This is a genomic window from Leptotrichia sp. oral taxon 218, assembly GCF_018128225.1.
Lineage (GTDB): Bacteria > Fusobacteriota > Fusobacteriia > Fusobacteriales > Leptotrichiaceae > Leptotrichia.
In genome coordinates, this window is sequence record NZ_CP072377.1 from 627,749 (window position 1) to 644,095 (window position 16,347).

General features: G+C 34.2%; 4 protein-coding genes. All 4 read left to right on the forward strand.

Going from position 1 to position 16,347, the window contains the following annotated elements; genetic code table 11:
• The first annotated feature begins 22 nt into the window (after positions 1-22).
• The 4 genes from J5A73_RS02950 (at position 23) to J5A73_RS02965 (ending at position 16,188) form a co-directional block, all read left to right on the forward strand.
• Positions 23-7,162, forward strand: a complete 7,140-nt coding sequence (locus J5A73_RS02950) for an autotransporter-associated N-terminal domain-containing protein (RefSeq protein ID WP_211616473.1) — start codon at positions 23-25, stop codon at positions 7,160-7,162.
• 473 nt (positions 7,163-7,635) lie between these two features.
• Positions 7,636-8,121, forward strand: a complete 486-nt coding sequence (locus J5A73_RS02955) for a helix-turn-helix domain-containing protein (RefSeq protein WP_249069365.1) — start codon at positions 7,636-7,638, stop codon at positions 8,119-8,121.
• A 23-nt stretch (positions 8,122-8,144) separates the two neighbouring features.
• The gene (locus tag J5A73_RS02960) at positions 8,145-8,846 is read left to right on the forward strand and encodes a transposase (protein ID WP_249069366.1); all 702 of its coding nucleotides are present in this window, start codon (positions 8,145-8,147) and stop codon (positions 8,844-8,846) included.
• Between the two features lie 205 nt (positions 8,847-9,051).
• On the forward strand, positions 9,052-16,188 hold the full coding sequence (locus J5A73_RS02965) for an autotransporter-associated N-terminal domain-containing protein (protein WP_211616475.1): 7,137 nt from the start codon (positions 9,052-9,054) through the stop codon (positions 16,186-16,188).
• Positions 16,189-16,347 lie beyond the last annotated feature (159 nt).

Here is a 16,347-nt window from a genome sequence, read left to right on the forward strand (position 1 = left end):
AAAATAAAGGAGATAAAAAAAGATGACAAACAATTTAAGAAAGGTAAAAAAAGATTTATGTGCTTTTGCAAAAAAGTGTAAAGACTTTAAATACACGGATTCTGCATTAATCACATTTTTAATAACAGGCGCAGTAAATATTTCACATAATTTATTTTCTGCAGAAACTGACAAAAATATAAAAAATCAAAAACAAACGATTTTTACATCTATTAAAGACATTCAAGGTAATATTGAAAAGACCAGAAAGGAAAATAACAAATTATTAAAAGACACAAATTTAGAACTAATTCAGTTGATGGAACAGGGAGATCATGTTGTAAAATCTCCATGGAGCAGCTGGCAATATGGAATTAATGCTTTTTCAAACAACTGGGGAAGTTCATACAAGGGAAGAGGAGATAAATCTGAAAAATATCCTTATGAAGGAAAATTTGAAAGAAGCCAAAACAGATTCGAGAGAAATATATCTCCCTTGAGTTCAAACTACGATTTGTTAAGCAAATCAAGAAACCCAAGATCAGCCACAACAAGCGGAAGATTCGGCTACGAGAGAGGATATGGAATTTCAAGCACAGAGAAAAAACAAGAGCCAGTGGGAACTCTAAATATTGATGCTTCAATTAAGCCAAAAGAAATACACAAATACGCTATTGCTGCACCAAATATTAGCGTGAGCGCACCAGCATTAAACCCATTAACTATCCCAGCTGTAGTTCCACCTACTTTAACGATTCCAAAACCGAATCCTCCGAAGGTTAATGTGACACTACCTGCACCTAATGCGGATCCATTTGTGGATTTTTCGTACCAAAACGGGGTTATAATTCAAGGGTTACAGAAAAGTAGGAAAAGTGATTACAATGTTACTTATTCACCAACAGCAGCACCAGGATCATGGTTTTCAGATGGAGGGAATCATGAGTTTTGGTTAGGATATAAGCCGACATCTGCAACAACAGGAACATTGGTTCCAGAGTATGGAATAGATAATAATATAAATACTGAAGGATATGGTATAAATAATGCATGGAGAACTGCTACCCGTATAGATAATCAAAGGATTGGTGCCTTATTTTATTATAAAACTAATCCTAATGTATCAGGGAGACCTGATAGTGAAGCTGCTTTCTCAATAAAAAATATGAAACTGCATTTAGCAGGAGATATAGGAAGGTCAGGAAAATCTTATGGCTATACAGGTTTTCCGGAAAAGAAAGGAGCATTAGGTATACATGGTGTATGGAACGGAGAACTTTCCAATATAGAAGCTAATCTTTATGGTAAAGCAGCATTTCTAAGTCTTGAAACTTGGCATGCAGGAAAAATTAAATTTGATGAAACCAATGGAATAAAGGTAAATATTACTAAAGCAAATTTAACTGAGACAGGAGCAGGAGATAACAATACAATATTTTTTATTTATCCAGGGACATATGATAGAATAAAAAGAGAAAATTCGACTGCAGGTGCAACAAAACAACGGGGAGGATTTGTTGGAAAAGTTGATGCCGACATAAAAACTAATAAAAATATCGTATATTCAATTTTAGGTGTTCAAGGATCTTATGAAATAGATAGTAAAGGAACTTATAATATAACAGGAAATGAAAATATTGTATATTCTGGTTATGGGTATGTACCTAATTGGAACAATTTACTAGGTACAGGAACTAAAGTTGTAGAAGATAAACTAAAAACTGGTATGACCCCAAGCATAAAATTAACAGTATCTCCAATAATAAACGGTAATAATAATGTTGTTTTGTTATTTAATAGCATGATGCCTAAAGATCAATCTAAAGATATTAATGTATACGATAAGAGAAACCAACCTCAAGTGGATCTTTGGCAAAGTACGCCTGTAGGAATTTATCAAGGTGAAATCTTGGCTAAAGCTCAAATAGGAACTACAGAATTAACACCAGGAAGTATGGCAGAAGGAAATGTAGGAATTTATTCTAGATCTGGACAAAGGGGAGAAGATACCAAGCTTGTAGCAAAAATAGTTCCATCATCGGATTTGGGGGCTACTGATACTGATATAGAATATGATAAAGATGAAATACATTCTTTACAAATTAATAATATTGATATAAATTTTGGGAAATATTCTAAAAATGGAGTTATGATTGCAGCTGAAAGAGGTACAGTAATTGATGTTGCCAAAGATTCAAACTCTCATTCTACCGAAGTTAAAGATAGAAACGGATTTAATGTTACAACTGGGGAAATAGATAATACAACTGTTAAAATAATGTCAAAAACGGATGTTATAAAAGATTATGCTGGAACTACTCCACTAAAAGCATCTTATGATGATAGTAAAAATGAAGTAGCGACAGGTACAACCATTGCCTATGCATCAGGTAAATGGGATCATGAATTTCCTTCTTCTAGCGCTCAAAATTTTACAGGACAAGGAAGTCAAATAAACATTGGAAGAAATGTTGTTATGACAGCTCGTTATAAAGATTATACACCAGCAGGTTCTACAACAAAAGTAGAGTCATTCCCAGCGGCATACGTGGCTAAAGATAGCGGTATAATTACAGCTGCAGGAACTACTGATGCGAAAGGATTTGGATCTATAATTGCGTATGCGGATAATAATGCGAAGATTACATTGGATAAAGCAGCTACGGCGGTTGATGAGTGGGCTGCAAGTGATGATGCTACGAAACCGTATTTGTATAAGAATATTGGGGGATATGCAAATAAAGGAGCAGATGGTGGAAGTACAATAACGTTTGGAGGAGATGTTAAGGTACGTGGTATCGGAGGATTTTCTAATGGAGCTGGTTCGGTAATTAAATTTGAAGGTACTAATAATGAGATTTATTCGGCAAAAGAAGGAGGGCTTATAGCTTTAGATGGCGGTAAGATTGACTTTAAAGGTGGAAAGATTGATACTAGAAAAAGAAATTCTACAGATGATTATAGCGGAGTTGTGCCATTTTTGGCTGATGCTGGGTCGAATATAAATTTCTCAGGACATACTGATGTTACGATTTCCGATGGAATTCTTATGCCTGGAACGGCTGCTGACTATGATGGTAATGATGTATCAATCGCACCAGCTGGGAAAAAATACACTGGTATGAGTAATATGGATGTTACCGTTGATGGTACAGGAGTTATTTTACGGATTACAGAAGGTGGAACAACGGCTGATAATAAATGGACAGGGCCTGGTGGACTATTAACTGGTATAAAAAATGATATGCATTTGAATAAATTGACTGTAAATCCTGGTGCAGATTATAAAGTATTTTATAAAGATGGGCAATATTCTATAGAACAAAGTATTGATTTGGATAATGCTACCGAATTTGACAGAATAAAATTCTTGAATGAGAAGATATTTATAGCGCCTTCTACTAGTATTACTTCTACATCTGGAAAAGGTATGATAGTGGGATCTTATGATTCTAGCAATGCACCTTCTAATGCATCTACTGGGTATGTAAATAACGGAACAGTTGATATAAGCGGAGGAAAGGCTTCGACTACTGCTTTGAGTACAAGTTATGGAAGTATAGAAAACAACAGTTCAATTAAACTTGATAAAGGTGTTGCGGTTTACGGAATTAATGGAAGTAAACTTGTAAATGAAACAAAAGGAACTATTGAACTTTCGGATAAAGGTGTTGGAATGGCGGCATTTACTTCTGGAAATAATTTACAAAGTTATGGAACTGATAAGAAGATTGCTGCTGGGACACTTGGAAGTACTGAAAAAACGCTTGAAATAGAAAATAAAGGGCTTATAAAATCTAATGCTAATGGCTCTGTTGGAATTTATGGAGAGTTAAATACTGTGACTGGAGCACATCCGAGCATTGAAGTTGGAAAAGCTGGAACAAGTCATGGAAGTATTAGAAATGCTGGAAAAATCGTATTAACTGGAAATAATTCGGTTGGAATCGTGTCGAAAGTAACGCCACCTGCTGGAGCTGCTGATCCTTTACAATTTGGTGGGCCTGAAGTGAAACTTAACGGAACTGGAAGTTCAGATATTGTGACTACTGGAAATGATGGAATTGGTGTTTATGCGGATAATACGAAGGTTACATTTGAAACTGATTATGGAGTGGAAGTTAAGGATAGAGGAACTGGTATATTTATTGAAGGAGATAATCCTTCATTGAATGATAACAAAAATTTTGAACTAAAATATTCTGGAGCACCTACAGCATCTGCAGTTGCATTCTTTATGAATAATAAGTCAACATTACCTGCATCTAGTATGACAAACAAGATGAATATTACTCTTAATGACACGGTTAATAATACAGAAGGACTTGTTGGAATATTAGCAAAAGGAACTGCTGGAGAGATTAACAATCAAGGAAATATTACTGGAAATGCGGGATATGGAATTATTTCTGAAGGTGTAGAAGTTAGAAATAGTGGAAATATCACTTTACCAAATCCGTTGGATGCTGCTAGTAAAAAAGCTAGTGTTGGGATTTATGTTAAAAATGGGAACAAAATTACAAATAGCGGAGATATTACTATAGGAAAATATTCTGTTGGAATTTATGGACATCAAGTTGAAAACAGTGGAAATATTAATGTTGGCGATGCGGGAACTGGAATATTCAGTACTGCTGGAAATGTTGACTTGACTGGTGGAACGATAAATGTTGGAACAGATCAGGCGGCAGGAATTTATGTGAATGGAGATAATCAAATTGTAACTGCACATTCTGGAGCAAATATGACGATTGCTGATAATTCGTTTGGAATTATTTCTGAAAAAGGAACAGGTTCTGCTGGAAACAAAATTGTAAGTAATATTGGAAACATTAATAATCTTGGAGATGAAACAGTTTACATTTATTCAAATGACAATAGATCTGGAGCACAAGTTACAAATAATACAAACTTGACTTCTACAGGTTCTTACAATTATGGTGTTTATTCTGCTGGAGAAGTTGTAAATAACGGAAACATTAATTTTGGTTCAGGATATGGAAATGTGGGAGTTTACAGTACTCTTGGCGGAACTGCTACGAATAATGCTTCGATTACGGTTGGAGAATCGTATTTTGATCCAATTAGTTCATTAAATAATCGTTATGCTATAGGAATGGCTGCTGGATATACTCCAACGGCTGCTGAAATTGCTGCAGGAAAAGTGGGATATACTGGAAATATTGTAAATAATGGCGTTATTAATGTTACAGGAAAAGGAAGTATTGGAATGTACGGAACTGGAGCGGGAACAACGGTTTACAACGGTAATGCTTCAAATCGTAATGCTGTGATAAACTTGAATTCGAGTGAAACTACTGGAATTTACTTGGATAACGGAGCTTACGGATACAATTATGGAACGATTAAATCGAATGGTTCTGGATTGAAAAAAGTTGTCGGAGTTGTAGTAAAAAATGGTTCGACAATTGAAAATCACGGAAATATTGATATTACTGCAGAAGATGCAAGAGGAATTCTATCGAAAGGGAATGCTTCAGGAGCTAATCTTGGAATAGTTAAAAACTATGGAACATTCAATATTAATGGTGTAACAGATTCGACTGATGCGACAGTTATTGGAGTGGATGCTGCGAGTGATTTGACAAAAACAGTATCTGGAATAAAAATTGATGTTCCTAGAGGATCTTCAGTTGGAACAATAACTGTAAATGGAAATCCAGTAATACCTGAATTAGCAACAACATCAGCAGAAGAGTTTCAGCCAATGGAATTATCAAAAATAGGAATGTATATTGACACTTCAAATAAAGTGTACACAAATCCTATTACAGGACTTAGTTCTTTGACAGGATTGAAAAAAGCTGACTTAATTGTGGGAGCTGAAGCTGCTCAAAATACGACTGCAAAATACATTCAAGTGGATTCAAAAATAACTGATCCATACAATGCAACAATTAGAGCTAATCCACAAATTGAAAAATGGAACATTTATTCAGGATCATTAACTTGGATGGCAACAGTCGCACAAAATTCAAATGATGGAACAATAGAAAATGCCTACCTTGCTAAAATACCATATACATACTGGGCAGGAAATGAAGCATCGCCTGTAAATCCTACAGATACATACAATTTCTTGGATGGATTGGAACAAAGATACGGTGTTGAAGCATTAGGAAGCAGAGAAAACCAATTATTCCAAAAATTAAATGGAATTGGAAACAACGAAGAAATTTTATTCTATCAAGCGATGGACGAAATGATGGGTCACCAATATGCAAACACTCAAATGAGAATAAATGCAACTGGAAATATGCTTGACAAAGAATTTAAATACTTGAAAAATGAATGGAGAAATCCTTCTAAACAAAACAATAAAATAAAAATCTTTGGAATGAAAGATGAATACAAAACAGACACAGCTGGAATTCACGATTATGAAAGCAATGCTTACGGAGTTGCTTACGTTCACGAAGATGAAACAGTTAAGTTAGGGAACTCAAGCGGATGGTATGCTGGAGCTGTAAACAATAATTTTAAATTCAAAGATATAGGAAAATCAAGAGAAAATCAGACTATGCTAAAAGCTGGTATCTTCAAGACAATGTCGCCGTATACAGATCACAACGGTTCACTTAGATGGACAGTTGCCGGAGATGTGTTCTTAGGTGAAAATGAAATGAAACGTAGATTTTTAGTAGTTGATGACATATTTAATGCTAAGTCTGACTATACTTCTTACGGTGCTGCATTTAAAACAGATTTAGGTTACGATATTAGAATGAGCGAAAGAACACACTTAAGACCTTACGGAGCATTGAAAATGGAATACGGAAGATTTAGTAACATTAAGGAAGATGACGGAGAAGTAAGATTGGAAGTAAAAGGAAACGACTATTTTTCAGTAAAACCAGAAGCTGGAATAGAATTTAAATATGTTCAACCAATGGCTGTGAGAACTAACTTATCAGTTGGACTTACTGCTGCTTATGAAAATGAGCTTGGAAAAGTTGGAGATGTTAATAACGAAGCAAGAGTCAGATACACGAATGCTGACTGGTTTGGAATTAGAGGAGAAAAAGAAGATAGACGTGGAAATGGTAAATTTGACTTGAATATCGGCGTTGACAATACTAGATTTGGTGTTACAGTGAATGCTGGATATGATACTAAAGGAAGTAATGTTCGTGGAGGTATTGGATTTAGGGCAATTTACTAAAATTTTTAAAATGAAAGAAAGAGCAGTGAAATTTAAGTTTTGCTGTTCTTTTTTATTATATAATAAATTCATTGTTTTAACAAAAAATAGTACTGTTTTTAGAGAGTGTCCAAAATTTTGTGTAAATGTATATACAAATCCAGTAATATAAGGATTCACTGGTTTATTTACACAAAAAAGTTTACATTCTCCTTTTTATGATACTTTTAGAATTTATAAACAAATTAAAAACTTAAAATTTTCTTTTGAAAAAATTTTTTTCTATGTTATAATAATTATTGGCATAGAATATAATTATTTCAACTTTTTAACAAAAGATAGCAAGAAGTCGTAGGCTTTCTATAAGTGGGAGATGAATTGCTTTTTTTGTAAAAAAAATTGAAAAAAGGATATACCTATGATACAATTTTTGTATAAAATATCGAAGAGAAATAATTAAAAATAATATTCAAAATCAAAAGGAGGTGTAATTTATGAAATATAATTTAGCATTCAAATACAGAATTTATCCAAATAAGGAACAGAAATTATTGATAAATAAGACTTTTGGATGTGTTCGTTTTGTTTACAATACGATTTTGCATATTGCTAATAAAATTTATGAAGAAACTGGAAAAAATAAAATAGTTACACCTGCCAGTTTGAAAAGTGAAAATCAATTTCTAAAAGAAGTAGATAGTCTGGCACTTTCAAATGCTCAATTGAATGTAAAACGATCGTTTACGAATTTCTTTCAAAAGAGAGCAAAGTTTCCAAAGTTCAAATCTAAAAAGAATAATGTTAAAAATTATACGACAAATTGTGTGAATAATTCAATACGAATTGAGGAAAACAAATATTTGGTTTTGCCAAAATTGAAAAGAATAGACCTGTTCGATAACTATACAAACTTAGAATTTAATAAAATAAATATCTTGAAGCAAGGGGTCTTGACCCCTTGTATAGATAAAAAAACTTAGGTTATCGAACATATCTAATAAAATTGAAATACCATAGAGAAATACCAAAGAATTATAGAATAAAGTCGGTAACATTGACAAACAGCAATGGAAATTACTATGTTTCTATTTTGACGGAATTTGAAAAAGAAATTCAAAAAATGCCAAGTTGCAATAAAATAATTGGACTTGATTTTTCAATGTCTGAATTATTTGTCAGTTCTGAAAACCAAAGGGCTGATTATCCAAGATATTTTAGAATGTTGGAAGAAGAATTGAAAAAATTACAGAAATCATTATCGAGAAAAGTGAAATTTTCTAAAAATTGGTATAAGCAAAAAGCGAAAATATCAAAGTTACATGAGTATATTAAAAATTGTCGAAGAGATTTTTTGCATAAATTATCGAAAAAATTGTCTGAAGCGTATAATGCTGTAGTTGTTGAGGATTTGAATATGAAAGGGATGAGTCAGTCATTAAATTTTGGTAAAAGTGTAGGAGATAATGGATGGGGAATGTTTTTGAAAATACTTGAGTACAAGTTGATGTTTTTAGGGAAACAATTTTTGAAGATAGATAAGTGGTTTCCATCATCGAAAACTTGCAGTAAATGTGGAAATATTAAAGAGGAACTGAAATTATCAGAAAGAAGTTATAAATGTGAGTGCTGTGGGATTGAAATTGATAGAGATTACAATGCGGCATTGAATATAAAAAACATTGGAAAATTGATGTTGGAATATTAAGAAAATAAAAAAAAATAGGGTAGGAACTACCCGAAGAGCTTGGTAAATATATTTGGCTAGCAAAAGCAGATACTTCCCAAGAAGCTCCCGCTTCTAAAAGCGGGAGTAGTTCACTAACAGAAAATCAAATAAAAATCAATTAAAGAGGAAAAAAGTTATTTATATGAAAAATAAATTAAAATATAATTAAAGGAGAAAGTAAAAAATGACGAACAATTTAAAAAAAATAAAAAAAGATCTATGTTCATTTGCAAAAAAGTGTCGAGACTTTAAGTACACAGATTCTGCATTAATTACATTTTTGATTACAGGAGGAATAAGTATTTCAAACAACTTATTTTCTTCTGAAGCAGACAAGAGCATCGAAGCTCAGAAGCAAACTATTTCTACATCAATAAAAGATATTCATAATCAGTTTTCAGAAGCTAGGAAAGAAAATAACAAGCTTTTGAAAAAGACAAATTTAGAATTAATTCAGCTTATGGAACAAGGAGATCATGTAGTAAAATCACCTTGGTCAAGCTGGCAATATGGAGTCAATAATTTTTATAACGACTGGCACGGCACATACAAAGGCTATGGAGGCAAAGCAGGAAACACGAAGTACACAAGAAATCCAGATGACAAGTTTGGAACTTATTCTGGAGGAAAATATGGAGTTACAACTCTTAGCAGAAAGGTTATAGAACCTGTTTCAGTTATACCAATATATGCCGCAGTAAGACCAAAGGACATTCACAAAACTCCTTTGAATCTTAACCTACCAATAATTGAACCACCACAAAAGCCAAATTTAAATATAAATGTAGCAGATCCTCTGGAAATACCAGAAATCAATGTCAAAGATCCAAGCAGAAATGTAACTATGATTACACCTGATGCTGATCCATTTACTAATTTTGTGTGGGGATGGAGAGTTTCAGGGAAAATGGGAACTCCATATTCTTGGAAAGATGGGCTGAATAGTTATATTCATCAAACTAGTGGATTTACTCGATCTGGATCAAGTAATTATGGAACTATTTATGATAACAGTAAGGAGCAGTCAATAGCAGAAAGCATTAATATAAATGGAGGTACTTACTGGACAGGAGTTGATCCTGCAACAGGAAATCTTAGCAATGTAACTGGGTGGTCTAATGCTTCTCAACCTGATAGCACTAACTTTTCAGGATTAGTTCCTGCTGGATTGCCTACTTCAGGATTAATAACATATTATCAAGATCATTATAATACTGGAGGTTTTCAAGGAAGCTCTGGAAATATAAATATGCGACATTATGTTATAGCTGAAAATTATGATGGAAGATGGACAGGACATCCTGGAAATGTTTTTGCTAATTCAACATATTATATTGCAGGAGATGAACACGATAATGTTCCCGGTTCTGAAGCATTTCATGTAACATCAGATGTACATTTTGAAAAGGTAACTGTCAATTTATATGGACATGCAGCTTTTGCAAACATAGAATCTTTCCGTGGCGGAACTATAACTTTTAATGATGTGAAAATTAATTTAAAAAAAGATAGTAATACTGTATTTAATATAGTAGGCTGGCAGGAAATTGATTTCAATAATACTGGAAGACAATTTGCTACAAAAATATACGGTTCTGCAGATATAACAGCTGATACTCAAAATAATACAATTTATGCCCTAACTGTATATAATCCAGCAGTAACTATTAATAACACTGGTAAACTGGTTTTTAACGGAGCTAGCAATATAGGATTTTCAGTATTATCATGGAATCCAGATAGATCTAAATATATAGATAAGACTTATCCAAACTGGCAAAGTCAACATGCTGAAGCTAGTAAAGATAGCTATGAATCTAAAATTATCACATCTAATCCTATACAGATGTATGGTGATGAAAATGTTGGAATATTCTTTTCTGCAAAAAAGAGAGACAGAACATCAACAAATGATCCAAATATAGCAGCTGATAAAAAAGAAGGAGTTGGAATACACCAAGGGACATTTGACTTGAAAATGGAAATTGGTAGATATTTAAATTCAGATACTACGGCATCAGCACAGTCAACCGCAGGACAACTGTCTAAACCTGGCTATACTCCTACAACTGTAGATGGAAATGTTGGAGTATTTGTACAGTCTGGGCAAAGAGAAGGAATAAATATAATTGGAGCAACAAAGAGTTTATCCGATGGAGGACAAAAAGTTGGAGATGGTAGAGCATGGAATGGTGAAACGCAATCTTGTATATTTGAAGGTACAGGTTCTAATTGTAATGTTACGCCAGACAAAATTCATGACTTATATATGGACAAATTTAATATAACATTTGGAAAATATGCTAAGAACGGATTTATGTTCCTGGTTGATAATGGAAGTGTTGTTCATCTTAGGGATGCAAGTAACAGTGGACAGGACGACTTTTCTGATGGTATACATGGAGGTGCTACGGATCAGGCTTATACAGGTACTGGAACAGTTGTTGGGTATGTAAATGGGCTGTGGAAGACTGCAAGTACTCATTTAGATACATTACCAGGACATACTACTTCGCTGGAAAACATGCCTTCAGAGCTTAAAGTTGATCAGAACTTGACAATGGTAAGTGATAAAGGTATTGCATATTATGCAGATAATGGTGGACTCGTAAATGTAAATAATAATAAAACAACAACAGCAAAAGGATATGGTTCAATAATTGGGTATGCAAATGGTTATGATGGAAATGTAAAAAGTACTGTTAATTTCACAGGAGATATTACTGCAATTGATGATATTTCAAGTCCTCTATCTGATAAAATTACTGAAAAATATACTAATATAGGAGCTTATGCTAAAGATGGCGGTATTGTCAATGTTGATGGAAAAGCTACTATACATGGAATTGGCGGATTTGCAGATAATGGGGAAGTTAATCTGAAGAATACGGATAATGAAGTAACGACTGTAAAAGATGCCGGATTAGTAGCTAAAAATGGTGGAAAAGTTAATTTTAACGGTGGAAAAATTATAATAAAAAATGATTCAGCTGTAACAAAAGCTACAAGCACTAATGCTACACCATTTTATGCAAAGGCAACAAAAACAAGCACAGCGGGAACTATAATTTTTAATGCAAATCCAGCAAAGGCAGACAAAGCGGATTCAACAGTTCTGGAAATGTATGATGGAGTTGTGTTAGCTGATGATCCTAGTGAATATAAGGCTTCTGTATCTGCTTCTTCTGGAAATTACAGAGGACTGGAAAATGTAACGCTTGATATTCATGATGACAAGGTAATAATGGGAATCTACAATGACAAGTCAAGAGCAGCACGTACTTGGTACAATAGTACTGATACAGGAGCTACAGCTACATCACCTACGTTTACTAAAGAACTGGAAGGTGCAGACCAATTTGGTAAAATAACATATTCAAGTCCTGCGACATTCTACACAGTAGTATTAAAAAATGGTAAACTGGATGTAAATGCTCCAACAGTAACATTGGACGATGCAAACGATAAATATAAGGGTCTGAAAATGGCAAATGAACTTGTAACAATAAGCAACAATACTTCTGTTACAGGAAATGTAGACAGTACACACCTGAAAGGGCAAGGAATGTCTATGGGAAATATTGCCACAGCTACACAATTGGCAGACAGCATAACTCCATCTAATTCAACTTCAGGATTTATCAACAAAGGAACAATAAATGTAACAGGTGGTACAACTGCTGCAGGAATTGCTGGAATGAATGTAAGTTATGGAACTATTGAAAATACAAAGACTGGTACAGTAACAATTGACAATGGGGCTGGACTTTATGCAACTAATGGAAGTAAAATCGTAAATGAAGGTAAAGTTACTGTAACTGGAAAAGGAGTAGGAATTGCAGGTATTGGTACAGGACGGTCTAAGCAAACTTATGGTACTGATGATACAACTGCATATACAACAAAAACTGTAGAAATTATAAATAAAGGTACATTAAGTGTGGCAGGAGATGAAGCAATTGGAATTTATGCAGAAAACAATACTGGAACAGCACGAGCAAATGTAACGATTGAAAGCACTTCTCCAATTACAGTTGGCACAAAAGGAGTAGGAATTGCATTAGTTTCAACAGCACCGACAGTATCTTCAAAAACTGTTTACCACAGTACTAATGAAGAAGGTGGTACAATCACGGCAACCGCTTCAGGAGGAACTGATATTACAACAGGAGTAAAAGGAACTGGTATTTATGCAGAAGATTCAGATATTAATCTAACAGGCGGAGATTATATTATTGAATCCAAAGATAAAGGTGTTGGTATATTTGCTTCTGGAAGAACAAATGTAACTGGTTCTTTTGAATATAAATATAATGGAAATGCAACAGAAGCAGGAATGGGAATTGTTTATAATTCAAAAGCCACAAATAATGCAGATGTAAAACTTACAAATTCTACGCATACAACAGGTGGACTTATTGGAGTTTATACAACAGCAACAGCCAATGGCGACACTTTAACAAATAATAAAAAAATTACAGGTATATCACCAGCACTTGAATTTGGTATCGTATCAGACGGAGCAAATATTGTCAACAGCAATACAGGAGAAATTTCATTAGGAAATGCAGCATTACAGGAAAATGCAAATGTCGGTATTTATGCAAAAACTAAAAATACGATAACTAATGATGGTAAAATTACTGTTGGAGATAATGCAATAGGAATTTATGGATATAATATTAACAACAATACAGGAAGCATTAAGGCTGGAGATAACGGAGTTGCAATCTATACTCAAGGAGACGGTACAGTAAACTTGAATGCAAATTCTAAAATTACAGTAGGAAAAGATCAAGCTGTAGGCGTTTATGCAGTTGGAGCTAACCAGCACATCAATGTAAATGCAGGATCTAGCATGACAATTGGAGATAATTCATTTGGAATTGTAAATCTTGGAGCAGGAAATACTGTAGCATCTAATACAGCAAATCCAGTAACTTTGGGAACAGATGCAGTTTATGTTTATCAGAATGATAATAAGGGAACTGTGATTAATCACACTCCATTGACATCTGCAGGAGATAGAAATTACGGCCTTTACGGAAATGGAAGCATATACAATGATGGAGTAATTGACTTTTCAAATGGTATTGGAAGTGTAGGAATGTATGCAACTACCGGCGGAACTGCGACAAACCTTACTGGAGGAATAATAAAAGTTGGAGATTCTGATACTAACAGAAAAGAATACGGTGTAGGTATGGCAACAGGATATTATGATGACAACCCATTGTCACCAACATACAGACAAGTTTCTAATCAAGGAACTGTTATAAATCAAGGAACTATTGAAGTGAGCAAACCTGACACGATAGGTATGTATGCAGTAGGTTCAGGATCTAAGGCAATTAACTATGGAAACATCAACCTTATGGGAAGTAAAACTGTTGGAATGTACATTGACAGAGGTGCAGTCGGAGAAAACTGGGGAACTATCCAGACAACGGCAAGCGGACTTACATCAGCAAAAGGAGTTTATGTAGCTAACGGAGGTTATATCAAGAATTACGGAGTGATAAATATTGCGGCTTCAGATAGCCAAAGTGCAGGAATTTGGACAGATAATGCAGATCACGCCGAAGAAAATGCAAATGGAATAAATCCTGTAACTCTGACAAGCCAGACAGGAACTTCAACACCAAGAATGAAAGTGGCTACAGCAAGTGACATGAAGGAAATGGGAGGAATAGTAGTAAAAGTTCCGCCTAAAGCTGCAGTTCCTACCGTGGCAGATGCACAAGGAAATATAATTCCAATATATAAACTAGATACAGATGCTGCAGTACCACAACCTGCTGAAGTGATAATAAAATCACCATCAGGAGTTACACCGATAAATTTTTCAGCAAGCGACTACTATATGAATTTTCCATCATCTTCAGAAATCTCAAGTATAGGAATGTATGTAGATACTTCAGGAGTTAATTATACAAATCCTATTCAAGGATTGAATTACCTAACAGGATTGACTGATATTAACTTGCTGTTCGGGGCAGAGGCTACAAGATATACCACTGCAAAGGCAATTGAAGTTGGAGATAACATTTTGAAACCGTATAATGATGCTTTGAAAGGGGTTGTAACAGGAGGGACTATGTTAAATATAATCTCGTCAAGCTTGACTTGGATGGCACAGCCTACCAAAAACCCTGTAACAGAACTTCTTGACAAGCTATACTTGATTAAGGTTCCTTATACAGTATATGCAGAAAAGAATGACAGAAATACATACAACTTCTTGGATGGACTTGAACAACGGTATGGAGTAGAAGGACTGGGAACAAGAGAAAAACTTCTGTTTGACAAGATAAGCAGCCTAAATGGCGGAGAAGGGCATATTTTGGCTCAGGCATTTGATGAGATGAAAGGACATCAATATGCAAATATTCAGCAAAGAACAAATGCTACGGGAAATTCTCTTGACAGCGAGTTCAAATACTTAAAGGACGAATGGAGAAATCCAACTAAGCAAAATAACAAAATAAAAGCATTTGGTTTAAGGGATGAATATAATACTGACACACCTGGAATCATTGACTATAAGAGCAATGCCTACGGGGTAGCTTATGTCCATGAGGATGAAAAGATTAAGATGGGAAATTCTAGCGGATGGTATGCAGGAGCTGTAACAAATAGATTCAGATTCAAGGATCTAGGACATTCGACAGAAGACCAGACAATGATAAAAGCTGGAATATTTAAGACAATGTCACCTAAAAAGGATTATAACGGAGCACTGCAATGGACAGTTGCAGGAGATGTATTTGCAGGAATTAATAACATGAAGCGTAAATTCTGGATAGTTGATGATACATTTGAAGCTAAATCTACATACCATACTTATGGAGCGGCTCTTAAAAATGAGCTTGGCTATGACATAAGAATGAGCGAAAGAACACATTTAAGACCATACGGGGCCTTGAAAATGGAATATGGAAGATTTAGCAACATCAAGGAAAATGATGGAGAAGTTAGATTAGAAGTAAAAGGAAATGACTATTTCTCAGTAAAACCAGAAGCTGGATTAGAGTTTAAATATATTCAGCCACTTGCAGTAAGAACAAATTTGACAGTAGGAGTTACAGCTGCTTATGAAAATGAGCTTGGAAAACTGCAAAAGGGAAATCAGGCGAGAGTAAGATACACAACGGCAGACTGGTACAATCTTGAAAAGGAAAAGGAAGATAAACATGGAAATGGTAAATTTGACTTGAATATCGGAGTTGACAATACTAGATTTGGTGTTACAGTGAACGCTGGGTATGATACTAAAGGAAATAATGTTCGTGGAGGTATTGGATTTAGGGCAATTTACTAAAATTTTTAAAATGAAAGAAAGAGCAGTGAAATTTAAGTTTTGCTGTTCTCTTTTTATTTTATAATGAATCCATTGCTTTGAGAGAATTATGATATTTTTAGAATTTGTAAAAAAATTAAAAATTTAAAAATTTTTTTGAAAAATCTTTTTTTTATGTTA

Coding starts and splice junctions, on each gene's coding strand:
- J5A73_RS02950 (WP_211616473.1), top strand. CDS start 23: ATGACAAACAATTTAAGAAAGGTAAAAAAAGATTTATGTGCTTTTGCA.
- J5A73_RS02955 (WP_249069365.1), top strand. CDS start 7,636: ATGAAATATAATTTAGCATTCAAATACAGAATTTATCCAAATAAGGAA.
- J5A73_RS02965 (WP_211616475.1), top strand. CDS start 9,052: ATGACGAACAATTTAAAAAAAATAAAAAAAGATCTATGTTCATTTGCA.